This is a genomic window from Curtobacterium sp. PhB128, assembly GCF_004340725.1.
Taxonomy (GTDB): domain Bacteria; phylum Actinomycetota; class Actinomycetes; order Actinomycetales; family Microbacteriaceae; genus Curtobacterium.
Map to the genome: position 1 here is coordinate 84,644 of NZ_SLUR01000004.1, position 21,926 is coordinate 106,569.

25 protein-coding genes are annotated in these 21,926 nt (G+C 72.4%); 10 read left to right on the top strand and 15 right to left on the bottom strand.

Features of this window, described 5'->3' with window-relative positions; translation table 11 throughout:
- The gene (locus tag EDF23_RS08575) at nt 1–561 is read left to right on the top strand and encodes a TetR/AcrR family transcriptional regulator (RefSeq protein WP_131921424.1); all 561 of its coding nucleotides are present in this window, start codon (nt 1–3) and stop codon (nt 559–561) included.
- A gap of 119 nt (nt 562–680) precedes the next feature.
- Nucleotides 681–1,574, top strand: a complete 894-nt coding sequence (locus EDF23_RS08580; RefSeq protein ID WP_207895464.1) for a hypothetical protein — start codon at nt 681–683, stop codon at nt 1,572–1,574.
- A gap of 118 nt (nt 1,575–1,692) precedes the next feature.
- Here the strand turns inward: EDF23_RS08580 and EDF23_RS08585 are convergent, their stop codons facing one another.
- Genes EDF23_RS08585 through EDF23_RS08595 form a run of 3 tightly spaced genes read right to left on the bottom strand, consistent with a single transcriptional unit; the run spans nt 1,693 to nt 3,314 of the window.
- Nucleotides 1,693–2,175, bottom strand: coding sequence for a RimK/LysX family protein (locus EDF23_RS08585; RefSeq protein ID WP_131921425.1), 483 nt, complete (start codon nt 2,173–2,175; stop codon nt 1,693–1,695).
- Between the two features lie 33 nt (nt 2,176–2,208).
- Nucleotides 2,209–2,841, bottom strand: coding sequence for an RES family NAD+ phosphorylase (locus tag EDF23_RS08590; protein WP_131921426.1), 633 nt, complete (start codon nt 2,839–2,841; stop codon nt 2,209–2,211).
- Nucleotides 2,838–3,314 (bottom strand): hypothetical protein, encoded by a 477-nt coding sequence (locus EDF23_RS08595; RefSeq protein ID WP_131921427.1) that lies wholly within the window; start codon nt 3,312–3,314, stop codon nt 2,838–2,840. The genes EDF23_RS08590 and EDF23_RS08595 overlap by 4 nt, the downstream gene beginning before the upstream one ends.
- A 347-nt stretch (nt 3,315–3,661) precedes the next feature.
- Between EDF23_RS08595 and rimK the strand changes: the two genes are divergently transcribed.
- The 4 genes from rimK to EDF23_RS08615 are packed head-to-tail and all read left to right on the top strand — an operon-like array spanning nt 3,662 to nt 9,694.
- On the top strand, nt 3,662–4,840 hold the full coding sequence (gene rimK / locus EDF23_RS08600) for a 30S ribosomal protein S6--L-glutamate ligase (protein ID WP_123291758.1): 1,179 nt from the start codon (nt 3,662–3,664) through the stop codon (nt 4,838–4,840).
- 53 nt (nt 4,841–4,893) lie between these two features.
- Complete coding sequence (locus EDF23_RS08605) at nt 4,894–6,000, top strand: 3-oxoacyl-ACP synthase III (protein ID WP_123939401.1); 1,107 nt, start codon at nt 4,894–4,896, stop codon at nt 5,998–6,000.
- Nucleotides 5,997–8,711, top strand: a complete 2,715-nt coding sequence (locus tag EDF23_RS08610; protein ID WP_243648864.1) for an alpha/beta fold hydrolase — start codon at nt 5,997–5,999, stop codon at nt 8,709–8,711. The genes EDF23_RS08605 and EDF23_RS08610 overlap by 4 nt, the downstream gene beginning before the upstream one ends.
- Entirely contained in the window at nt 8,708–9,694 is a 987-nt protein-coding gene (locus tag EDF23_RS08615; RefSeq protein WP_131921428.1) for an NAD-dependent epimerase/dehydratase family protein, read from the top strand. The genes EDF23_RS08610 and EDF23_RS08615 overlap by 4 nt, the downstream gene beginning before the upstream one ends.
- Here EDF23_RS08615 and EDF23_RS19610 read toward each other — a convergent pair.
- From EDF23_RS19610 to EDF23_RS08670, 11 genes are all read right to left on the bottom strand, one after another.
- Entirely contained in the window at nt 9,670–10,320 is a 651-nt protein-coding gene (locus EDF23_RS19610; RefSeq protein WP_243648865.1) for a gamma-glutamylcyclotransferase family protein, read from the bottom strand. The two genes, EDF23_RS08615 and EDF23_RS19610, sit on opposite strands and share 25 nt — an antisense overlap.
- Nucleotides 10,321–10,393: 73 nt before the next feature.
- Nucleotides 10,394–10,585, bottom strand: coding sequence for a hypothetical protein (locus EDF23_RS08625; RefSeq protein WP_123939323.1), 192 nt, complete (start codon nt 10,583–10,585; stop codon nt 10,394–10,396).
- 38 nt (nt 10,586–10,623) lie between these two features.
- Nucleotides 10,624–11,040, bottom strand: coding sequence for an MFS transporter permease (locus tag EDF23_RS08630; protein WP_131921429.1), 417 nt, complete (start codon nt 11,038–11,040; stop codon nt 10,624–10,626).
- A complete protein-coding gene (locus tag EDF23_RS19725; protein WP_131921430.1) occupies nt 11,037–12,119 on the bottom strand; it encodes an Asp23/Gls24 family envelope stress response protein in 1,083 nt (360 codons plus the stop codon). The genes EDF23_RS08630 and EDF23_RS19725 overlap by 4 nt, the downstream gene beginning before the upstream one ends.
- 76 nt (nt 12,120–12,195) lie before the next feature.
- Nucleotides 12,196–12,369 (bottom strand): CsbD family protein, encoded by a 174-nt coding sequence (locus EDF23_RS08640; RefSeq protein ID WP_131880377.1) that lies wholly within the window; start codon nt 12,367–12,369, stop codon nt 12,196–12,198.
- A 98-nt stretch (nt 12,370–12,467) separates the two neighbouring features.
- The gene (locus EDF23_RS08645) at nt 12,468–13,031 is read right to left on the bottom strand and encodes a hypothetical protein (RefSeq protein WP_111084758.1); all 564 of its coding nucleotides are present in this window, start codon (nt 13,029–13,031) and stop codon (nt 12,468–12,470) included.
- Nucleotides 13,028–13,603, bottom strand: coding sequence for a DUF6286 domain-containing protein (locus EDF23_RS08650; RefSeq protein WP_111084757.1), 576 nt, complete (start codon nt 13,601–13,603; stop codon nt 13,028–13,030). The genes EDF23_RS08645 and EDF23_RS08650 overlap by 4 nt, the downstream gene beginning before the upstream one ends.
- Nucleotides 13,604–13,612: 9 nt before the next feature.
- Nucleotides 13,613–13,930 (bottom strand): hypothetical protein, encoded by a 318-nt coding sequence (locus tag EDF23_RS08655; protein ID WP_123291765.1) that lies wholly within the window; start codon nt 13,928–13,930, stop codon nt 13,613–13,615.
- Nucleotides 13,927–14,118, bottom strand: a complete 192-nt coding sequence (locus EDF23_RS08660; protein ID WP_123291766.1) for a DUF2273 domain-containing protein — start codon at nt 14,116–14,118, stop codon at nt 13,927–13,929. Before EDF23_RS08660 ends, EDF23_RS08655 begins: the two co-directional genes overlap by 4 nt.
- Entirely contained in the window at nt 14,115–14,582 is a 468-nt protein-coding gene (locus tag EDF23_RS08665) for an Asp23/Gls24 family envelope stress response protein (protein ID WP_131880379.1), read from the bottom strand. Before EDF23_RS08665 ends, EDF23_RS08660 begins: the two co-directional genes overlap by 4 nt.
- Nucleotides 14,583–14,744: 162 nt before the next feature.
- Nucleotides 14,745–15,953 carry a helix-turn-helix domain-containing protein gene (locus tag EDF23_RS08670; protein ID WP_131880381.1) on the bottom strand — a complete coding sequence of 403 codons (1,209 nt, stop codon included), beginning with the start codon at nt 15,951–15,953 and terminating at the stop codon, nt 14,745–14,747.
- A 114-nt stretch (nt 15,954–16,067) separates the two neighbouring features.
- On the opposite strand from EDF23_RS08670, the gene EDF23_RS08675 reads away from it, so the two are divergent.
- From EDF23_RS08675 to pgi, 4 genes are all read left to right on the top strand, one after another.
- Complete coding sequence (locus EDF23_RS08675; RefSeq protein WP_111084793.1) at nt 16,068–16,358, top strand: metal-sensitive transcriptional regulator; 291 nt, start codon at nt 16,068–16,070, stop codon at nt 16,356–16,358.
- A 65-nt stretch (nt 16,359–16,423) separates the two neighbouring features.
- Nucleotides 16,424–16,612 (top strand): heavy metal-associated domain-containing protein, encoded by a 189-nt coding sequence (locus tag EDF23_RS08680; protein ID WP_123292282.1) that lies wholly within the window; start codon nt 16,424–16,426, stop codon nt 16,610–16,612.
- Nucleotides 16,609–18,846: a heavy metal translocating P-type ATPase gene (locus EDF23_RS08685; protein WP_131921431.1), complete on the top strand. Its 2,238-nt coding sequence runs from the start codon at nt 16,609–16,611 to the stop codon at nt 18,844–18,846. Before EDF23_RS08680 ends, EDF23_RS08685 begins: the two co-directional genes overlap by 4 nt.
- Nucleotides 18,847–19,013: 167 nt before the next feature.
- A complete protein-coding gene (gene pgi, locus EDF23_RS08690; protein ID WP_123291770.1) occupies nt 19,014–20,735 on the top strand; it encodes a glucose-6-phosphate isomerase in 1,722 nt (573 codons plus the stop codon).
- 186 nt (nt 20,736–20,921) lie between these two features.
- On the opposite strand, the gene EDF23_RS08695 is transcribed toward pgi, so the two are convergent.
- Nucleotides 20,922–21,824 carry a LysM domain-containing protein gene (locus tag EDF23_RS08695; protein ID WP_123291771.1) on the bottom strand — a complete coding sequence of 301 codons (903 nt, stop codon included), beginning with the start codon at nt 21,822–21,824 and terminating at the stop codon, nt 20,922–20,924.
- Nucleotides 21,825–21,926 lie beyond the last annotated feature (102 nt).

A 21,926-nucleotide genomic window follows, 5' to 3' on the forward strand; every position in this document is an offset into this window, starting at 1 on the left:
ATGGCGATGCGTCCAGGAACCGAGCAGCGGCTGCTCGACGCGGCCGAGGAGCTCTTCTTCACGCGGGGCATCGCCGCCACCCCGATCGACGCCGTGCTCGACCGTGCCGGGATCTCGAGCGCCACGCTCTACCGCGGGTACGCGAGCAAGGAAGCCCTGGTCGCCGCGGCCCTCGATCGGCGGCACGATGACTGGCTCGCCACGTGGGACCGCGCTGTCGACGCGGCTCCGGACGACCGTGGTCGTCTGCTCGCGGTGTTCGACGCGCTGGACGACTACCGGTCGACCACCGCCGGCTCGCGCTGGTGCGCGTTCCTCGGGACCGCTGCTGAGTACGCGGACGCCCCAGCCGAGGTGCACGACGTGCTCGACCGCGAGACCGGTGCGCTCCGGAGCCGGCTGACCGAACGTGCCGCGCCCGTCGTCGGCGAGCGCGCCGGGGCCCTGGCTGACCAGCTGCTGCTCGTCGTCTCCGGGTACCTCGCGATGCGCCTGCGCGATCCGTCGGTCGGCACGGCGACGGCGCGTGCGGTCGCTGCGGCGCTCGTCGCAGCAGCCTGACCGCTCGTCAGCGCCCCGGGGTTCTCCGACGCTGCGCTGGGTACCTTGCCCGGTGTGCAGCGACTCTCCCCGATCCTCGTGATGCAGCGCGTGACCTCTGACGGAACGGTGCCCCTCGGATGACCCGTCCGCGTGCGTCGACGATCACCCGTCGGTCGCTGCTGATCGGGGGAGTCGGCATCGTCGCCGCGGGTGCAGCCGCCGAGGCGGTGAACCTCGACCTGCTGCCGGGTCGGTCGACGATGTACCGCGTGCTCGGGCTCAACGGTGCCGACGGCACGATCCCCGACGTCGACCCGGTCCCCTCGGTCTCCGGCACCTTCGTGTCGACCGCGCGGAAGGGACGGACCGTCGGGTGGACCATCGCCGCTCCGGAGTCGGACACCCCGCTGCCGGTGGCCGTCGCGTTGCACGGCTACGGCGACGACCACTCGGCGTTCTTCGGGCGGGCGCTCGGCTGGGACCGGTTCCTCGCGGCGCACATCACGGGTGGCGGCGCTCCGTTCGCGATCGCCTCGATCGACGGCGGCAACCGCTACTGGCACCACCGTTCCGACGGGGATGACCCCGCGGCGATGGTCGTCGACGAGTTCCTGCCCCGGATCGCGCGGCGCGGATTCGACACCGACCGGCTCGCGCTGACCGGGTACTCGATGGGCGGGTTCGGCGCCCTCCGGCTCGGCGGGGTGCTCGGTGCGTCCCGCGTCCGCGCCGTGTCGGCGATCAGTCCGGCGCTCTGGACGTCAGCAGCGGACACCGCCCGCGGAGCCTTCGACGACGCGGCCGACTTCCGTGCGAACACGGTCCTCGGTCGGCAGCGCGCGCTCGACGGGGTCGCCGTCCGTGTCGACTGCGGCAACGGTGACGGGTTCGCTCCGGCGGCGCACGCCTACGTCGACGGTTTCGCGACGCCGCCCGCCGGGGGCTTCGAGCCCGGCGCCCACACGCACGGCTACTGGCGCCGCCTGGCACCGCAGCAACTCGCCTTCCTCGGCCGTCACCTCGGTCGCTGACCCAGCCCGCGCCCTGGGCGGTCGCCGAGGCGGACGGGAGGCCCGTGGCGGCCCCGCACCGCGCCTCCAGGCCGCCGACCGGTCGCGCCCACGGCCCGTGCCGCCTGGCGAGCAGCGCTCAGGCTCGCCCGCGGTTGCGGCGCCGGATCTCCCTCGGCGCCCGACCGGCCATGAAGGACCTCGCAGGATCGACGAGGAAGCCCTGCCGCAGGGCCTCGCGCCCGACGAGCATCCGGAACCCCATCTGGTCGCGGTTGCTCAGGGTGACCTCGGACACGACGGCGCGCCCGGCCAGGGTGATCGTGGTGAGCACGACGATGCGCTCCTGGGTGTGCCCGGTCGAGCTGCGGATGATGCGCCGGTCGTGCACGTCGCACTCGATCGTGACGGCGTCGGCATCGGTGTCCTGCCACGGGTGCACCGAGAACCGGACCCGGTCGCCCGGGAGTTCTTCGAGGTCGAACGCGTGCAGTGCCGAGCTGCGTGCACCGGTGTCGAGCTTGACCTTGATCCACGGCAGCCCGAGGTCCGGCAGGCCGGCCCACTCGCGCCAGCCGGCGACGACGAGCCCGCCGTCGGGGGACTTCGGAGCACGGGCCATGTGCCCATCCTGTCCCATGCGCGACTGTGCCGGTCAGGCGGGCGGGTTCGGCACCATCCGGACGGCGCTCTTCCGCGGCGGCCCGGGCAGCACCGAGACGCCGGCTGCCTCGGCCCCACGTGCTCCGTCGATGACCGCGGTCGCGCCGCCGAGCGACGGTGCCGGCCCCGCGGTTCCGAACAGTGCCCACGCCTCGCCCCCCGGGTCGAACCGCGAGTCGTAGCGGAGCGCATCGACCCGGTCCTTGAACAGCTCGGCCCATGCCTGCGTCACGGCGTAGTCGCCCATGGTCGTGAGTTCGCTCGTGACCCCGAAGCGTGCAGCGCCCGCGCCGCTGACGTGGGCGGAGCTCGCATCGGACGGCGGGGTGATCGTCGAGACGCGGAGGGCGGCAGCGTCGGCAGCGCTCACTTCGTTGCGGCGGACCTTCGGGCCGAAGAACTCTCGGACAGCGGTCGAGGCCGCGGCTGCGAAGCAGCACGTGCCGTTCGGTTCCCGGAGGTTGAAGCGGCCGTGGGGGTGGCTGGCGAAGTACCAGGGCGCGAACTCGGCGAGGTGCGCGCGGAACACCTCGGCGGGGAGTCTGCCCCCGTCGGGGAAGCCGGTCAGGTCGAGACCGGCTTGTGGTGCGGTCTGGACGACGTCGGTGCGTGCGACCGTGGTCATCCGAGTCGGAACGATCCGGCGAGTGCGGCGAGACGGACCGCTTCGTCCGCACGGTCCGTCCGGAGCGCCTGGGCCGGCGTGAGTCCGTCGAGTTCGTCCGCCGGCGCGTTCAGCCACACGGCATCGCCCCAGGGGTCGACCCGGTCGGGGTCCAGGCCGGCCAGGACGTCGCGCAACCGTGGCAGCAGGATGCCCCGTGCATCGAACTGGAACGACGGGTAGAGCCGGAAGCCGTCGGCCGACAGCACGCAGAGCACGTCGCCGACCTTGGCCTGCGCATCGAGGGTCTGCCGGCTCATCTGGAACCACTTCCGCAGGCCGGCAGTGTCGTAGAACGGTCCGACGCGGTCGTCGAGCACATCGGCGCCGGGGATGCTGGCGAGCATCCGCTCCGCGACGGCGTCCATCGATCCGTTCACCCGCTCGACCTCGGCGAGGTCGATCAGGTCGACGTGCCGCAGGAGTGCGGCCACGAGGCGATCCCTGAGGTCGTCGGCCGGACCGGTGGAGGTCGTGGTCGGTGGCGCGACCGCCTCGGTCGAGGACGGTCTGCGCGATCGGACACGCCACTCGGACGACGCGGGTCGCCGCGACGTCGACCGTCCGGACCCTGCGAGTCGAGGGGTCCGGTTGCTCCGGGTCGCCCGGAGACCGTGCTGGTTCTTCGTCATTGCGCACCGTCCGATCAGTCAATCCAGCGTACCGCACACGCGTCAAAAGAGTACAACGCGCTCGCTCTGCAAGGCGGTCGGCGGCATCACGGCGCGGGCGTGCTTGGATGGACCGTCGCCGTCGATCCCACCCCGCGGAGAACCCCTCGATGAAACTCGCCATCCTGTCCCGCGCCCCGCAGGCGTACTCGACCCAGCGCCTCCGTGCTGCGGCGCTCGACCGCGGCCACGACGTCAAGGTGCTGAACACGCTGCGCTTCGCGATCGACCTGTCCGGCGAGGACCCGGACCTGCTGTACCGCGGCAAGCTCCTGTCCGACTACGACGCGGTGCTGCCCCGGATCGGCAACTCGATCACCTACTACGGCACCGCGGTGGTGCGGCAGTTCGAACAGATGGACGTGTACACGCCGAACACCGCGACGGGCATCACGAACTCCCGCGACAAGCTCCGGGCGAACCAGATCCTGTCCCGCCACCACATCGGCATGCCCGCGACGACGTTCGTGAACAGCCGGGCCGACGTCCGCGGCGCGATCGAACGGGTCGGCGGGGCTCCGGTCGTGATCAAGCTGCTCGAGGGCACGCAGGGGATCGGCGTGATCCTGGCGCCGGAGGAGAAGGTCGCCGAGTCGATCGTCGAGACCCTGCACTCGACGAAGCAGAACGTCCTGATCCAGTCGTTCATCTCGGAGAGCCGCGGTCGTGACATCCGCGCCCTCGTCGTCGGCGACCGGGTGGTGGCCGCGATGCGCAGGACGGCGTCGGGGGACGAGTTCCGCTCCAACGTGCACCGTGGCGGCACCGTCGAGAAGGTCACGCTGTCGCCGGAGTACGAGGCGGTCGCGGTCCGGTCGGCGCAGATCATGGGGCTCAAGGTCGCCGGTGTCGACATGCTCGAGGGCAACGACGGTCCGCTCGTGATGGAGGTCAACTCGTCACCGGGGCTCGAGGGCATCGAGCGTGCGACGGGCTTGGACGTCGCCGGCGCGATCATCGACTTCATCGGCAACCAGGTGGCCTTCCCCGAGATCGACGTGCGCCAGCGGCTCAGTGTGTCGACGGGCTACGGCGTCGCCGAGCTGCTCGTGCACACCAACGCCGACCTGGTCGGGAAGACGATCAAGGAGTCGGGACTGTGGGACCGGGACATCACCGTGCTGACCCTGCACCGGGGCGCGACCGTCATCCCGAACCCGCGCAGTGGCGTCGAGCTGCAGGCCAGTGACCGGCTGCTCTGCTTCGGCAAGCTCGAGGAGATGCGCTCGATGGTGCCGGACCGTCGACGCCGTCGCAGCAAGATCCGGAAGCTCCCGAAGGACGCCTGACACCGCGCGTCCAGCCGAGCCGGACTGCACACACAGGTGAAATGAGGAAGTATGTGTCGGTGACGATCATGACGGAACGGCCGGTCGACCGGGCAGCGAGCAGTGACCGGGCGCCGAGCAGTGAACCCGAGCAGCCCGGCAACGCCACGGCGAAGCACCACAACGTCTCGCTGCTGTCCGTGGCGACGACGACCGCCGAACGCGTGACGACCTCCGCCGACATCGAGGCCAAGCTGCGCGGCGTGCTCCGCCGCCTCCGTCTGCCGATGGGACTGCTCGAGCGGGTCGCCGGTGTGATCGAGCGCCGCAACTGGGGCGAGGGCCAGACCTTCCAGGACGCCGCCATCGACGCCGGCCGTCGCGCCATGGCCGAGGCGGGGGTGCGTCCGGACGAGATCGGGCTGCTGATCAACACCTCGGTGACCCGTCCGCACCTCGAGCCGTCGGTCGCCGTGCGCCTGCACCACGGGCTCGGTCTGCCGTCGTCCGCGATCAACTTCGACATCGCGAACGCCTGCCTGGGGTTCGTCAACGCCATGAGCGTCGCCGCGGGCATGATCGACTCCGGTCAGATCAAGTACGCGCTCGTCGTCGACGGCGAGGACGCCGACCAGGTGCAGCTCAACACCATCGACCGCCTGAACCAGGGCGGTCGGAACCGCAAGGACTTCATGAGCGAGTTCGCGAGCCTGACCCTCGGGTCCGGTGCCGCGGCCGCCGTGCTCGGCCCGGCGGACCTGCACCCCGAAGGGCACCGGATCGTCGGCGGCGTCACCCGCGCGGCGACCCAGTGGTACGACCTGTGCGTCGGCAGCGTGGACGGCATGTTCACGGACGCCAAGATGCTGCTCAAGGGCGGCATGGAGCTCGTCGTCGCGGCCTGGACCGAGGCCCGTGCCCACTTCGACTGGGCCGACATGGACCGCTACGTCCTGCACCAGGTCTCCGACGTGCACACCAACGCGTTCGTCGAGGCAATCGGCATCCCGCGCGACAAGGTCCCCACCACCTACCAGCGCTTCGGCAACGTCGGCCCGGCGTCGATCCCGATCACCCTGGCCGACGAGGTCGAGTCCGGCGGCATCCGTCGCGGTGACCGCGTCTTCCTGGGTGGCGTCGGTTCCGGCATCAACACGGCGATGATGGAACTCCACTGGTGAGGTCCCGGCTGCCCCGCGTCGCCGCGAGCACGGCTCCGGCGACGCAGCCGCCCTCCCTGCCCGGACTCGACCCGGCCTGGTCACGCCTGGTCACGGTCCCGGAATGGTCCGAGAACCGTTCGGGAGGCACGGATCGCGCCGCGCGCACCTGGCACCTCCTCGACACGGCCGGGTCCCTGGCCGCGCTCGGCGTGGAACCGGTCGGCACCATCCTGTGCGTGCACGGCAACCCCACGTGGTCGTACCTGTGGCGGTCGGTGCTCCGCACCTCGCTCGAGGTCGCCCAGGCCGGTGGCCCGGCCTGGCGCGTGGTCGCCGTCGACCAGCTCGACATGGGCTTCTCGGAGCGCACCGGGGTGGAACGGGGGCTGCCGCAGCGCGTCGCGGACCTCGGTGCCCTGACCGACGAACTCGGGCTGACCGGCCCGGTCGTCACCCTCGGCCACGACTGGGGCGGAGTGGTGTCGCTCGGCTGGGCGGTCGACCACCCCGACGTCCTGGCTGCCGTGATGACGTGCAACACCGCCGTGCACCAGCCCGACGACGCCCCGATCCCGGCGCCGCTGCGGCTCGCCCTGGGGCCGGGGCTGCTCGGCCGTGCGACCGTCGTGACGCCGGCGTTCCTCGAGACGACGCTCGGCATCGCGCACCCGAAGCTCGACCGTGCCGTGGCCGACGGCTACCGTGCCCCCTACCGCGGTGCCGCGCGTCGTGGTGGCATCGGCGGCTTCGTGGCGGACATCCCCGTCGACGCCCGGCACCGGAGTGCGCCCGAGCTCGACCGGATCGCCGCCGGGGTCGCTGCGCTCGAGGTCCCGGCGCTGCTGCTCTGGGGTCCCCGCGATCCGGTGTTCCTGGAGCGCTACCTCGACGACCTGTCCGAGCGGCTGCCGCAGGCCGACGTGCACCGCTTCGAAGGTGCCGGCCACCTGCTGCCCGACGACGCCGACGTGGCGGGCGCGGTGTTCGACTGGATCGGCGACCGTCTGCCGGGCGGACACGTGCCCCGGGTCGCCTCCCCGAGCCTCCCGGTCGACGCCGACCAGTCGACCGACGTGAGCCGCCCGCTCGGCGCCGCGCTCGAGGACCTGCGCGACAGCGACGAACCCGCCCTCGTCGAGATGGCCGCGGCCGGCGGTCCCCGCACGATCACGTGGCGCCTGCTCGCCCGTCGGGTGGACGAGATCGCCGCCGGGCTGGACGACCTCGGTGTCCGGAGCGGTGACCGTGTCTCGCTCCTCGTCACCCCGGGAGCCGACCTGACGGCCGTCCTGTACGCCTGCGTGCGGATCGGCGCGGTCGTCGTGGTGGCCGATGCCGGACTGGGGCTGCGCGGTCTGACCCGTGCGGTCCGCGGAGCCCGGCCCGACTGGATCATCGGCGCGCTGCCCGGCCTCGGAGCCGCTCGTGCACTCGGCTGGCCGGGTCGGCGCATCGCGACCGTCCCGCTGCCCGCACCCGCACGGCGTGCGCTGCGCGTCGAGCACACGCTCGTCGACGTCGCCCGGCGGGGTGCCCGTCGGCTCGCGCACGGTTCCGTGCTGCCCACGGTGCCGGCGTCCGATGCTCCGGCCGCGATCCTGTTCACGTCCGGTTCGACCGGCCCGGCGAAGGGCGTCGTCTACACGCACGAACAGCTCGGTGCCGTCCGCGACGTCCTGGCGGCCCAGTACGACATCGGTGTCGGCACCGGCCTCGTCGCGGGCTTCGCACCCTTCGCGCTGCTCGGCCCGGCCCTCGGGGCCCGGTCGGTGGCGCCGGACATGGACGTCACCGCGCCCCGGACCCTGACCGCGCGCGCCGTCGCGGCCTCGGTGGCCGCTGCCGACGCGACCGTCGTGTTCCTGTCGCCGGCGGCGCTGGCGAACGTCGTGGCGACGGCATCGGTGCTGACCGACGCCGACCGTGCGGCACTCGCGCGCGTCCGGTTGTTCCTGTCGGCGGGCGCCCCGGTGTCGGCCGCGCTGCTGACCGCGGCGACCGAGCTGATGCCGAACGCGAGTGCGCACACCCCCTACGGCATGACCGAGGGGCTGCTCATGACCGACGTCGACCTGGACGGCGTCCGTTCGGCGGCGGCCTCGGACGACGAGGGCATCTGCGTCGGACTCCCGGCGGCGAACGTGCGGGTGCGGATCGCGCCGCTCGACGCCGCGGGTGCAGCGACCGGTGGGCTGACCGACGCGGCGGGCGTCACCGGCGAGATCGTCGTCGTGGCACCACACGTGCGCGACCACTACGACCGGCTCTGGCGGACGAACCGCGTCGCGCGGCTCGGCGTCGAGGACCCGCGCGGACACCGCACCGGTGACGTCGGACACCTGGACGCGTCCGGGCGCCTCTGGGTCGAGGGGCGGATGCAGCACGTGCTCACCACCCCGGACGGTGTCGTCACCCCGGTCGGACCGGAGCAGCGCATCGAGGGCGTACCCGGAGTCGGCCGTGCCGGCGTCGCAGGGATCGGCCCGCGCGGGACGCAGCAGGTCGTGGCCGTCGTCGAGACCACCGGCGGGCGACGTGTCCGACGGCCTGCCCTGGCTCCGCCGGCGTTGGCCGCTTCGGTCCGTGCCGCGGCCGGGGTCCCGCTCGCAGCGGTGCTGACCGTGCCCGTGCTGCCGACCGACATCCGGCACAACTCGAAGGTCGACCGCGCCCGGCTGTCCCGCTGGGCGACCGCGGTGCTGTCGGGTGGACGGATGGCCCGCCCGTGACGGTCCTGGTCACCGGCGCCAGCGGGTTCCTCGGACAGGCGACCGCCGCAGCCGTGCGGGACGCCGGACACGAGGTCCGCACGTTCCAGCGACGGCCGTCCGGGGTCGCGGGCGTGCAGGACGTCGCCGGTTCGATGACCGATGCCGCCGCGGTGGCACGCGCGGTCGACGGGGCCGACGCCGTCGTGCACCTCGCCGCGAAGGTCTCCCTGGCGGGTGACCCGGCCGACTTCGTCCGTGTGAACGTCGACGGCACCCGAGCACTCGTCGACGCCGCACGCCGTGCCGGCGCCCGGCGGTTCGTGTTCGTCTCGTCGCCGTCGGTCGCGCACACCGGATCCTCGCTCGTCGGCGCCGGAGCCGGTGTCGCCGAACCCGATCGTGCTCGTGGCGACTACGCCCGCACGAAGGCCGCGGCCGAACTCCTCGCGCTCGACGCCGACGCTCCGGGGTTCGCCGTCGTCGCCGTCCGGCCGCACCTGGTGTGGGGGCCGGGGGACACGCAGCTGATCGGCCGGATCGTCGAGCGGGCACGGGCCGGGCGCCTGCCGCTGCTCGACTCCGGTGCCGCCCTGATCGACACCCTGTACGTCGACAACGCCGCGTCGGCCATGGTCGCGGCGCTCGAGCACGCGGCCGACGACGACGTGCACGGCAACGCCTACGTCGTCACGAACGGCGAACCCCGGCCCGTCGCGGACCTGCTCGCCGGGATCTGCGCGGCCTCGGGTGTGCCTGCACCGCGGTGGCACGTGCCGGCTGTCGTGGCCCGGGCCGCGGGGTCGCTCGTCGAGGCCGTGTGGCGGGTGCGTCCGGGGCAGGACGAGCCGCCGATGACGCGGTTCCTCGCCGAGCAGCTGTCGACGGCGCACTGGTTCGACCAACGCCGCACCCGAGCCGACCTGCAGTGGTCCCCGTCGGTGTCGATCGACGAGGGTCTCGCGCGCTTGGCGGCGGCTCAGGCCTCGTCGGCCGCCACGTAGACCCAGGCGGACAGACCCGAGGTGAGCTCGACCCGGATGCGCTGGTAGTCAGCGACCTCGTAGTCGTCGACCGCGCGGAGCTGCCACTCGTAGCCGAGGGTCAGAGCGACACCTTCGACGACGTCGTCCGGTGCACCCCGGCGGAGGATCGGGTGCAGGTCCGAGCCGCTCGTCCGGACCACCTCGGGGTCGGTGATCGCCACCCAGTCGAGCCGCCACCCGGGCAGCGTGTCCGGGGTGGTCGGGACGTGGCCGCCGAACAGCGACTCCTGCACGAGCGGCTGCCGCAGCGTGCCGTACGAGAACACCCGGTGAGTCGCACCGGCGCCCGGTGTGGGGCGCTCAGCGGGGCCAGGAGCGATGGCCGGGGTCGAGGTCCAGACGAGCGCACCGGCCAGGCCGGTCAAGCCGAGGTGCAGCAGGCCGATGATGCCGAGGGCGCTGCCCCAGAAAATGCCGGAGTCGTCGCCGAGGCAGCGCTCCTGCGGCCAGACGTCTCCGTCCGAGAGGCACCCGTACCGGTTCGTGACGCCGACGACCAGACCGATGATGCCGACGACGAGACAGACGAGCGCGAACGCGCCGAGACCGATGACCCAGCGCTGGCCGGGGGAGAGACGCTTCACGTCGCGAGGGTAGCGGACGCGCGGCCCGGATCACGCGCGCCGATCGGCGCAGGTGATCCGGGCCTCCAGGTCGTCAGCTGTGCCGCTTGGCGGCCTTGGCGATCTTCTTGCCCAGCTTCTTGCGGGCCTTGCGGGCGTGCGGGTCGTTCCAGGCCCTGCGGACGGTCTCGCCCTTGGACGTCTTGATGACCGGACGGTTCGCGCGGGAGCCGAACCAGAACCCGATCAGGACGATCAGGCCGATGACGATGATGCGGTTGCGCATGGTGGGACTCCTTGGTCGGTGGTGCAGGTGCCGGCGGATCAGCCGGTGAAGCGTTGCCAGAGCTCGGTGACGATCGGCCACACGTCGCCAGCACGGTCGGCGGACCCGACGGCCACCAGCACCACGGGGACGATCGTGACGGCGATGCTCACCAGGACGGCGAGCACGACCGAGATCGTCGCCGTCGTGGTGTGCCGACGAGTGAGGGCCATGGCGAGGAGCGCCAGCACGACGACCAGCCCGAGGACCGCGACGACCGTGACCCGCACGAACGGGAACGGCACGAGGCCGGCGGTGGTGGCGGTGACGCCGCCGAGGAACCCGACCAGGGGCAGGAACGCCCCGAGCAGGACCCCGGCGACCAGGACCACGCCGATGCCACCGGCGATCCACACACCGCGCGGCCGGGGCCGACGGGTGCGGGGCCGACGACCGCCGGACCAGGCGGTGGTCACGGTCGGTCCGCGGTCGGGGCGGCCGGCTGGTCGCCGTCGCGGGCGGCTGCCCGCGCTGCCTCGCTGGCGTCGGCTGCGGCGTCGGCGGCGTCCTGCGCGGCGTCCTCGGCGGAGTCGGCGGCACGCACCGCTGCGTCGGCAGCCGTCTCGGAGGCGACGACGGGGGTGGCAGCGTCCTCGTCGACGACGGCCGCACGTGCGCTGCTGGCCGCGTCGCGCGCGGTGTCAGCGGCGTCTCGGGCACCCTCGGATGCACGGTCGAGCGCGTCGGACGCGGCTTCGTGCACGCGGCCGGCGGTGGCGGTCGTCGCGTCCACGGCCTGTTCGGCGGCGTCCGCGGTGACGTCGGCCGCACGCTTCGTGGCATCCGCGGCCTGGTCAGCGGCCTGCTTGGTGACCTCAGCGGTGGCCGAGGCAGCACGCTTGGCGGTGTCGACCGTCGCGTCGGCGGCACGCTTGGTGGCGTCTGCGGTGACCTCGGCCGCCTGCTTCGTGACGTCGGCGGTGGCGTCGGCGGCACGCTTGGTCGCCTCGGCCGTCGCGTCGGCCGCCTGCTTCGTGGCGTCGACGGTCGCCGTCGCCACGCGCTTCGTGGTCTCGCTCGTCGCCTTGGCGGCATCCTGCACGGCATCGCCGACGGCGGTGGCCGCTCGCTCGACGGGCGAGGGCTCGTCGTCGAACGGACCGTGCACGTCGAGGACGCGGACGTCCACGGTCGTCGGCACGGATGCGACCTGGCCAGCTGCTGCAGCGACCTGCCGTTTCACCTCGTCGGCGACCTCGCGGACGTTCCGCGGGTAGGTCACGATCACGGAGACCTGCACCGCGAAGGTGCCGTCCTCGTCGTCGACCTGCACGCCGGCGGTCCCGGCGGAGCGGCCGAGCCGCTTCCGCAGTTCGTCGGCGGCTCGGGACACGGTCCCGCCGAGGTGGTGCACGCCGGGCACGCCGAGCGCCGTCTCCGCCGCGGTTCGCGCGATGAGCATCGCGGGGGTCGCGTCGTCGGGCAGCGGCTCCGTCAGTTCTGCGGGCAGGGCCACCTCGGTGACCTGCGTGTGCGCATGGGGGTCGTGCTGCATGGTTCCTCCTCGTTCGGGTCCGCGGAACGCATCGGGGCACTCGAAGTCGCGAGTGCCCCGACACGCATCGAGCGTCCTAGTTCTTGAAGACGTCCTTGACGTCCTCGCCGGTCTTCTTGACGCTCGCGGAGGCCTGGTCCTTCTGGCCCTCGGCGACCTTGGAGTCGTCGTTCGTGGCCTTGCCCACGGCTTCCTTCGCCTTGCCGGCGATGTCCTGAGCAGCGTTCTTGATCTTGTCGTCGAGTCCCATGACGGGTCCTTTCATCGGTCGGGCGTTCGCCCGGTGGTGGGTGTTGCGTGGGTCTTCGGTGGGCCGGGAGGCCCGGGGTCGCGTCCTGCTGGCGGGTGTCAGTGGACGCGGGTCGACTTCGCGAGCGCCGAACGAGTCCCACCGGTGAGGTGTACCAGGACGGGCACCTGGCGGCCGAGCGTGCGGTCGAGGACCGCGACGGCGCGGTCGACGGCGTCGAGCACCGAGACGGCGTCCCCGCCGCGGCGGACCGCGACGCGGATGCGAGCAGCACGCTGCTTGCGCACCAGGTAGGTGTCGACGCGGGAGCCGACGACGTCGCGGACCCCGGCGAGCTCGTGCTCGACGACGTCGCGGACGAGTGCGACGTTCACGGTGACGGCGTCCTCTCCGGAGCGCTCGCGGACGGCGACGGACGTGCCGCCCCCGCCGCGGGTGAACACCCAGACCAGGGCGAGCACGATGACGACGGCGCAGGCGACGGCGACGATCCAGAGCGAGGACGCGGGGACGTCCAGGTTGCTCGGCAGGTCGACGTACGGCTTGATCGCGTCCTGCACGGCGGGCAGCACACCCGCGCCGATCGTGAGACCGACGACGACGGCGACGAGGCCGAGGACGAAGAGGATGATCCGGTTCATGGTCCGGTTGCTCTTGGTCATGCGAGGGTCCCCTTCTCGTCGATGCGGACGCGGATGTTCTGGCCGAACCGCTCGTCGAGACCACTGAGGCGGTCGCGGACGGCTGCCTGCACGGCCTGCTCGTCGACCGGGATGCCGGTGACGGGCACGATCCGGACGTCGGTGCGGCGACCGCGGGCGGTGGCCGAGGCGTTGCCCTCGGGGACCCCCGCGGCCGTCCCGGCGGCGTTGGCCGCGGTCGAGGCGACGATGCGGGTGTCGATGACGACGGCGCCACGGTCGTGCTGGACGACGGAGCGGTGCTGGCGGCCCGGCTTCAGGGCCAGGACGATCAGCACGATGCCCAGGACCACGAGCACGACGGCGATGACCTCGGCGATCGTGACGAACGCGGCGTCGGGCTGCAGTGCGGCGTCGACGGCGGTCTGCGGGTCGGCGAGGAGCGGAGGCCGCCCGATCGCCCGCAGGACCGACTCCGTGCCGATCCACGCGGCGACCAGTGCGAGGACCACCAGCGCCACCGCCACTGCGGTCGAGCGGGAGCGGTGCACGCTCCGACGACGGATGCGTCGTTCGACGGAACCGTTGCTCATGATGGTCTCCTACCGGGTTCGGGACTCGCGCTCGCGCACGATCCCGGTGAGTTCGATGTGGGCACTGCCGACGCGGCGGCCGGTGAGTTCACTCACGCGGCGCTTGACCTCGTCGGCGACCTGGGCCGAACGGGCGACGAGGTCGTCGCCCGCGGCGATCGGGCCGGTGACGTCGAGGGCCATCGCGCCGGCCGCGTCTCCGAGACCGACCCTGACCCGCTTGGCGGGGGCGCCGAGCCGTTCGGCTGCGACGGCCCGCGCCAGCGAGGTCAGTGCACGAGCGGTGATCTCGACGCGGCCCGGGACGACGTCCGGGCCGGCGTTCACCGGGAGCTCCGGCGCCCGGTGAGCACGTCGGTCAGGGCGCCACGGTCGATCTTGCCGGTGGCGAGCGCGGCCACGAGGGCCCCGATCGCACCGAAGACGATGACCAGGACGAAGCCCCAGAACCCGAACTGCAGTGCGACGACTGCGAGGACGGCGCCGATGAGGGCACCGATCAGTGTGTTGCTCATGCGACTCGCGCTTCCTTCTTCTCGTCGTTCTCGTTGTCGTCGTCGTCGCCCGGGATGAAGACGTCCTGGACGGTCACGTTGACCTCGGCGACCTCCATGCCGACGATCTGCTCGAGGGCACGAGCGACGCTGCTGCGGACGCCGTCGGCGACCTGCTGGAGCGACACCGGGTACTCGGCGACGATGACGATGTCCGCGGCGACCTGCTTCTCGCCGACCTCGACCTTGACGCCCTGACCGAAGTCGCGCTGGCCGATCGCGTCGCGGAGGGCGCCGATCGCACGGGCAGCGCCGCCGCCGAGCGAGTGCACGCCGTTGACCTCGCGGGCCGCGATGCCGGCGACCTTCGACACGACGGTGTCGTCGATGACGGTCTTGCCGGTGACGCCGCTGTTCGAGCCGGCGTGCGAGGTGGCACGGGCCGCAGCGGTGGTTGCCGGGGTGGTGGTGATGGAGTCAGCCATGGTTCGTTCCTTCCGAGTGACCCGCCGGGCGTTCCCAGCGGTTGCTGTTCACGGATGAGACGGGCTGCACCAGAGATTCGTCACACATGACTTTTCGGATTCGGCAGAAATCCAGGAATCCGCGGAAACACGGGGATGTGGGTGTACCCCCTGGCCGTCCGCTCAGGCGGTTTCGCGTGTTCCGTCCGCCGCGTTGCGTTCTGCAGCGGCGCGGATCGCCCGGGCACACGCCATCGGGGACTCGCCCCGCTCGGCCCGGAAGAGCTGCTGCAGGCGTCGCGGCAGGACCCCGGCGGCGTCGGCGATGTCCTGCAGGGAGAGGTCCTCGGCGGCGTGCTCCTCGATGAACGCGACCGCGCGGCGGACGCGCCACGACGACCGACCGCTGTCGGGGCGTGCGGACAGCGACGTGCGGAGCGTGGCAGCGGGGTCCTCGCCGAACCGCTCGCGGTAGGCGGTGGCGAACCGGCCCGGGTTGGTGAAGCCCCACCGACGCGCGACCACGGCGACCCCGTCGGCACCGGGGGCCCGGTCGTCGCCCGCGCGCAGGAGTTCGCTCCGGGCACGGTCGAGCCGGTGCTCGCGCAGGAACCGGTGCGGCGTGGAGTCGAGGGTGCGGGCGAACACGTCCTGCAGTCCCCGCTGGCTGAGTCCGCACGCCGCGGCGATGTCCGACACCGCCGGACGTTCGGCCGCGTGCTGTTCGACGTAGCGGATCGCGTCGCGCAGCCGGTTCGCGACGGGGACGTCGTCGCCGCGGTTGCGGATCGGGAAGGTGTCGAGCACGACGATCGCCAGGCGACGGTTCAGCGCCGTCCGCATCGGACCGACCACGCGGTCGTCCACGAGCGCCGGGCCGAGCTCCCCGATCAGGTGGCGCAGCGGTTCGCGGCGGGCGATGACCTCGTCCTGCTGCTCGAACAGCAGCGGGCCGTCCGGCAGTCGGTAGCCGAGGTCGCGCCCGACGGTCCGCAGGAACGAGTCCGCGATGTGCACTCCGTTGTAGACGGTGCCGTCGGACTCGAAGCGGTACGCCTCGGACGCACTCGCGATGTACGGGCTGCCCGGCTCGACCACTCGCGTGCGGTCGGCGAAGTGCATCTCGAGTCGGCCCCTGGTGAGCCAGAAGACCACGTGGTCCTCCCGCGCCCCGATCATCCCGCCGCGCCGACCACCCTCGGCGCGCATGGTCCGCAGCGTCAGGTCGTCGTCGCCCACCACGGTGTACTCGTAGCGGGCGTCGTCGGTCGCGTACGTCTCCGAGGCGAAGTCGGACCCGTGGTACTCCGCCTCGAAGATGTCGGAGTAGTCGGAGCCGTCGCCGTCGGCAAACCGCAGTCTGCGGAAGCCGTTCGTCGCCGGATCGGTCATGGTCGAAATCATGACATCGACGGCACGGCGAGGTGAATACCCTCGTTCGTGTCCGCGCGTCCATCGGAGGGAATACCCTAGGGGGGTACCGTATTGAGGACCGTGGAGGCCACCATGCACGAACACGTCGGGTACATCGGCGACAAGGACGACCTGCTCAAGCGGCTCCGTCGCGCCGAGGGCCAGGTGCGCGGCATCGCCCGCATGGTCGAGGACGAGACGTACTGCATCGACGTCCTCACCCAGATCTCGGCGGCGAACCGGGCGCTCGAACGCGTGGCGCTGTCGCTGCTCGAGGACCACCTCAAGCACTGCGTCGCCGAGGCGGTCGCCGAGGGTGGCGACGCCGCGGACGAGAAGGTCCGCGAAGCCAGTCAGGCCATCGCCCGGCTCGTGCGCTCGTGACCGCCGCCCGCACCCGAACCACAGGAGGAGACACCGTGACCACCGAACTGCTGCTCGTCGAGGGCATGACCTGCGAGCACTGCGTGCTGAGCGTGACCGAGGAACTCACCGAACTCGAGGGGGTGTCCGACGTCGCCGTCGCGCTCGTCCCCGGCGGTGCCTCGTCGGTGACCGTCACCTCGGACGCACCCGTCGACGCCGATGCGCTCCGCGGCGCGGTCGCCGAGGCGGGGTACGAGGTCGTGCCGTCGTGACGGACGGCATCGTCGAGCTCGACATCACGGGCATGACCTGCGCCTCGTGCGCGAACCGCATCGAACGGAAGCTCGGCAAGCTCCCCGGGGTCTCCGCCACCGTCAACTACGCCACCGAGAAGGCACAGGTGCAGGTCGCCGCGGACGGCCCCGCCGACCCCGCTGCCCTCATCGCCGCTGTCGAGTCCGCGGGCTACGGTGCGACCGTCCCCGCGCCGCCGGCCGACACGACGGCGCCGGACGACGACGCCGACGACCCGGCCGGAGCGCTGCGCCGACGACTCGTCGTGTCGACGGTCCTGGCCGTGCCGGTCGTCCTGCTCTCGATGGTGCCGGTCCTGCAGTTCCCGAACTGGCAGTGGCTCGCCCTGACGCTCGCCGCGCCCGTCGCGGTGTGGGGCGCGCTCCCGTTCCACCGTGCCGCGTGGGTGAACGCCCGACACGGTGCCGCGACCATGGACACCCTGGTCAGCGTGGGTGTGCTGGCGGCCTTCGGCTGGTCCCTCTACGCGCTCTTCTTCGGCGACGCCGGCACCACCGGCATGCACATGACGTTCTCGTGGATCGCGACCGACCCCGAGGCGACCGACCTGTACCTCGAGGTCGCCGCGGCCGTCACGGTGTTCATCCTGGCCGGCCGGTACATGGAGGCCCGCGCCAAGAAGCAGTCCGGGGCGGCACTCCGCGCCCTGCTCGAACTCGGCGCGAAGGAGGCCACGGTGCTGCGCGACGGCGTCGAGCAGCGTGTGCCCGCGTCGGCGCTCGTCGTCGGGGACGTCGTCGTCGTGCGGCCGGGGGAGCGGATCCCCAGCGACGGCCTCGTGCATGACGGGTCCTCGGCCGTCGACTGCAGCATGGTCACCGGTGAATCCGTCCCCGTCGAGGTCGGACCGGGCGATCGGGTGACCGGCGCGACGATCAACGTCGGCGGCCGGCTCGTGGTCGCCGTCACCCGCGTCGGCGCCGACACCGAGCTCGCCCGGATGGGACGGCTCGTCGAGGACGCGCAGACCGGCAAGGCCGACGTCCAACGCCTGGCCGACCGGGTCTCCGGCGTCTTCGTGCCGATCGTCATCGGGCTCGCCGTGCTGGCGTTCGTCGGCTGGCTCGTACTCGGCGGCTCGGTCACGGCGGCGTTCACCGCGGCCGTCGCCACGCTCATCATCGCCTGCCCGTGCGCCCTCGGACTCGCGACGCCGACCGCACTGCTCGTCGGCACCGGCCGCGGGTCCCAGCTCGGCATCCTGATCGGCGGCCCGCAGGTGCTCGAACGGACCCGTGGCGTCGACACCATCGTGCTCGACAAGACCGGCACCGTCACCACCGGCGAGATGACCCTTCGCGCCGTGACCTCGACGGACGCGACCCTCGACGCGGACGCCGTGCTCCGGCTCGCCGCCGCCGTCGAGCACGGATCGGAACACCCCGTGGCACGTGCGGTCGTACGGGCCGCGACGGCCCGCCAACTCGACGTCCCGACCGCAGAACAGTTCGACTCCACCCCCGGCGCTGGCGTGCAGGCCGTCGTGGACGGCGACGTCGTGCTCGTCGGCGGGACCCGCTGGCTCGCAGCGTCCTGGGCCGTCGTCGTGCCCGACGAGGCCTCGGCCGCGGTCACCGCCGCCGAGGCCGACGGGGGCACCGCGGTCGTCGTCGCGCGGAACGGCCGCGTGCTGGGCGTCGTGGTCGTCGGCGACACCGTGAAGCCCGAGGCAGCCGACGCGGTCGCGCGCTTCGTGGCGCTCGGCCTGCACCCCGTCCTGCTCACCGGCGACAACGACGGCGCCGCACGCGCCGTCGCCGCACAGGTCGGCATCGACGAAGTGCACGCCCGCGCGACCCCGGCCGGCAAGCTCGACGCCGTCCGGGCCATGCAGGCCCAGGGACGGAGCGTGGCCATGGTCGGTGACGGCGTCAACGACGCTGCCGCGCTCGCCGCGGCCGACCTCGGCATCGCGATGGGGGCCGGCACCGACGCCGCGATCGCGGCCAGTGACATCACGGTCGTGAGCGGTCGGCTCACCGTCGTCGCCGACGCCGTCCGGCTGTCGCGGGCCACGCTCGGCATCATCAAGGGCAACCTGTTCTGGGCGTTCGCGTACAACGTGGCGGCGATCCCGCTCGCGATGGCGGGGCTGCTGAACCCGGTGCTCGCCGGCGCCGCCATGGCGTTCTCGTCGGTGTTCGTCGTGACGAACAGCCTGCGGCTGCGGCGTTTCGCACCCCGGCCCTGAGGCCGGCCATCCGCCGGACGTGACGCGCGCAGCGAACGCACCCCGTGCCTCCCGTCCGGCGGTGCGCGCGACGGTGCCGACGGCACTACGCTCGAAGACGGTCCGCGACGCACTGGTGCGGTGACCTGCGGGCTGTACGTCTCGAACGTGATCCCAGGAGGACCGAAGTGACCGAATCCGCTCCCGTCGACCCCACATCGACCGAAGGCTGGAAGAAGCTCGACAGCATCGCTGCCGACTTCACCCCTGACCTGCGCGGGTGGTTCGACAGCGACCCCGGCCGTGCCGAGCAGTACACGTTCCAGGCCGCCGACCTGACCGTGGACCTGTCGAAGGGCCTCGTCACCGAGGACGTCCTCGCCGCGCTGCTGCAGGTCGCGAAGGACACCGGCGTCGCCGAGCGCTTCCAGGCGATGCTCTCCGGCGAGCACATCAACGTCACCGAGGACCGCGCCGTCCTGCACACCGCGCTCCGCCGCCCGAAGGCGACCGAGGGGCTCGTCCCGGCGGCGCCGCTGACCGTCGACGGCCAGGACGTCGACGCCGACGTGCACGCCACGCTCGACAAGGTCTACGCGTTCGCATCGCAGGTGCGTGACGGCTCGTGGACCGGTGTCACCGGCAAGCGCATCGAGACCGTCGTCAACATCGGCATCGGTGGGTCCGACCTCGGCCCCGTCATGGTCTACGAAGCACTCAAGCCCTACGTGCAGGCCGGGCTCGAAGCCCGCTTCGTGTCGAACATCGACCCCGCGGACATCTACGAGAAGACCGTGGACCTCGACCCCGAGACCACGCTGTTCATCGTCGCGTCGAAGACCTTCGGCACCCTCGAGACCCTGACGAACGCGCGCCTCGCACGCCAGTGGCTGTGGGAGCGGCTCGGCCTGACCGACGCCGGTGACGACGAGAAGAAGAACGCCGTCGCGAAGCACTTCGTCGCCGTCTCCACCGCGCTCGACAAGGTCGAGGCCTTCGGCATCGACCCCGAGAACGCCTTCGGGTTCTGGGACTGGGTGGGCGGCCGCTACTCCGTCGACTCCGCGATCGGTACGAGCGTCATCGTCGCGATCGGCCAGGAGAACTGGGAGCAGTTCCTCGCCGGCTTCCACGCCATCGACGAGCACGTCCGCACCACGCCGCTCGAGCAGAACGTCCCGGTCCTGATGGGCCTGCTCAACGTCTGGTACACGAACTTCCTCGGTGCGCAGAGCCACGCGGTCCTGCCGTACACGCAGTACCTGCACCGCTTCGCCGCGTACCTGCAGCAGCTCACCATGGAGTCGAACGGCAAGCGCGTCCGCTGGGACGGCTCGCCCGTCACCACCGAGACCGGCGAGGTCTTCTGGGGCGAGCCCGGCACGAACGGCCAGCACGCGTTCTACCAGCTCATCCACCAGGGCACCCGCCTGATCCCGGCCGACTTCATCACGGTCGCGAACCCGGCCCGGCCGCTCAAGGACGAGACCGGTGACGGCAAGGGCGTCGCACCCGGCACGGACGTGCACACGCTGTTCCTGGCGAACTTCTTCGCGCAGACCAAGGCGCTGGCGTTCGGCAAGAGCGCCGACGAGGTCCGTGCCGAGGGCACCACCGACGAGGGGATCGTCGCGGCGCGCACGTTCCCGGGCAACAAGCCGACGACGTCGATCCTGGCGCCGGAGCTCACCCCGAGCGTGCTCGGCCAGCTCATCGCGCTCTACGAGCACATCGTGTTCACCGAGGGCACGATCTGGGGCATCGACTCGTTCGACCAGTGGGGCGTGGAGCTCGGCAAGCAGCTGGCGCTGCAGGTCACGCCCGCCGTCGAGGGTGACCAGGCCGCGCTCGACGCGCAGGACGCGTCGACCAAGGCGCTCATCGCGAAGTACCTGGAGCTGCGCAAGTAACGACGCACCCACCTGCGAGACGGGAGGCCCGTGGCGGATCCGCCACGGGCCTCCCGTCCGTCTGCCGGTCGCGCTGGCCGCGGGGCGGACCCGAGGCGGTTTTCGCGCTGAGCGACAGTTCACGCGCGGCGCGGCCCGTGAGGTGTCGCTCACCGCGAAAGGTCGCCGGCGCCGTGGCCGCCGCGGTCAGCGGGCGAGCGGGTCGAGGTTGAGCGTCGTTCCCTCGTAGAGGTGCTGGTCCGTCCCGAACACCTGCACGCCCTCGTTGAGCCAGACGAGCGCCCGCACGCTGATGCCGAACCGCGCGGCGACGTCTCCGATGAGGTCGTCCGGCGCGACCGTGTACGACCGCGGCGTCCCGCCGGTCGTCGTCGCGGTGACCGGACCGGTCGCGTTCGCCCGGGCGCCGGCGTCCTCCGGGTGCACGTTCGTCTGCCGCGCCGGGACGGACCACCGCACGGTCGTCACCGCGAGCACCTTGCCGGCCCCGATCTCGACCGGGGCCTCCTGCCCCGGAGCCGCCGCGGAGTAGGTCACGAGCGTGGTGAGGTGCGACGGGTCGACGCCGGAGCCGCTCAGCGGGACGTCCACCGCGGTTGCCGTGCTGGTCGGCCCACCGAGCGTCCGGTCGCCGACGCCGGGGTAGGTCAGGCCGTCGCCGACCGCGCGCGGCAGGTCGAACAGGCCGACCCCGACCGGCACCGGCAGGGTCGAGGTGAAGCCGGAGTACTGCGCGGTGAACGTGTCGTCGCCGACCGCGACCACGCGGAACCGGAAGTGCACGCTGCCCTTCGGTGACGCGACGTCGCCCTGGGCGAGGACGGTCCCGGCGGGGATCGGCGTCAGCGTCGGAGCCGGAGCCGCCGACTCGGTCGGTTCCGGGGTCGGCGTGCGGGGGTGCGCCGACGACTCGAGGAGGTCACCCTCCGGGTCGTCGTCCGGCGTCGGTGTCGGGTCGGCCGACGAGGTCGGCGTCGTCGCCGGGGTGGACGGGGCGGGGAGGGCTCGGTCCGACCCGCGCAGCAGCGAGCACCCCGACAGTGCCACAGTGGCCGCGACGACGACCCCGATCGCGAGCGTCCGGTTCATGATTCCCCCTCAGCTCGATGCTAACCGCGCGGTGTCCCCGGGGCGAACGCAGCGCCTCCGTCCTGTGTCTGCAGACGTACCGCGGATCCTCCGTCGTCCACG